Source organism: Pseudoxanthomonas sacheonensis, from assembly GCF_010093305.1.
GTDB classification, from domain to species: Bacteria; Pseudomonadota; Gammaproteobacteria; order Xanthomonadales; family Xanthomonadaceae; genus Pseudoxanthomonas_A; species Pseudoxanthomonas_A sacheonensis.
Genome location: NZ_PDWS01000036.1, coordinates 1 through 1,045, shown reverse-complemented (window position 1 = coordinate 1,045; position 1,045 = coordinate 1). Strand labels below are relative to the sequence as shown.

General features: G+C 65.5%; 1 protein-coding gene. It reads right to left on the bottom strand.

Annotation, left to right across the window (positions count from 1 at the left end; all coding sequences use genetic code 11):
* A partial coding sequence (locus CSC73_RS18290; RefSeq protein ID WP_163843565.1) for an IS110 family transposase occupies positions 1–878 on the bottom strand: 878 nt, incomplete at its 3' end.
* Between the last annotated feature and the right edge of the window lie 167 nt (positions 879–1,045).

The window sequence follows — 1,045 nt, the reverse complement described above, 5'->3', positions numbered from 1 at the left end:
TTGACGATCGTCAGCAGCTTGCGCATGCAGGCGACCAGTGCCACCTTGCCCAGCTTTCCACGTGCCCTGAGTTGTTGGTAATGCGCACGCATCAACGGATCCCAACGCACCGCCGACAACGTGGCCATGTACAGCGCCACCCGCACCGGTGCGCGTCCCCCTCGGATCCGGCGTTTGCCCGAGCTCTGTCCACTGTCGCGGTTCATGGGCGCCACGCCGACGAGCTTGGCAATCTGCTGTCGGCTTAGCCGGCCCAGTTCGGGCAGCAGCGTCAGACTCGTCGCCTGGAAGATCGGTCCCATGCCCTTGGACGAGCGCAGCGCAGGGCTGGCATGCGCTTTCAACAACGCCTGCATGGCCGTATCGATGGCGGCCAGCTCACGCGTGAGCACTGCAATCGTGCGTGCCATGAGTTGACGCACGGTCGGCGAGGCCAGTGCGGCCTGCTGCTTCTGCGCTTGCAAGGTCGCCACCACCTGGCCGCGTCGGCGCAGCCAGTCGCGCAGCTCCCGCTGCCACAGTGGCGGCGCCTCGTAACGACGCATGCGCTCGTGGAAGAGTCGCGCCATGAGGGCGAGCAACGCTGCATCAATGGCATCGGTCTTGGCCAACTGGCCCGTGGCACGGGCAAAGTCCCGCGCCTGACGCGGGTTGACCCGGCAGATCCACAGGCCCGCCTCGCAACAGACGTCCAGCAGAGGATCTTCATACCCTCCGGTCGCTTCTACAACGATCTTCGGCGCGTTCAGCCTGCCCAGTCGCGCCACCAGCTTGCGGATACCCACCGCGCTGTTGGCAAAACGCGTCACGCCCGACACCCCATCGACCGCAAGGTCCAGGGCCGCCTTGCCCACATCAATCCCGACTGCTGTTGTCATCCCGATTCTCCGATAAAGTACGAAGGGTCGAGAGCATCGCGCCCGAGGCCCACGCTTATCAGTTCGAGGGAAACCTCGTCCAACTGTCCGGGCGCAGGGCGCGAGATCCGGCGTGCGGCCCCTGCTGAATTACGGTGCTGCTGACACCGAGGCGTTATCGGGCGCGC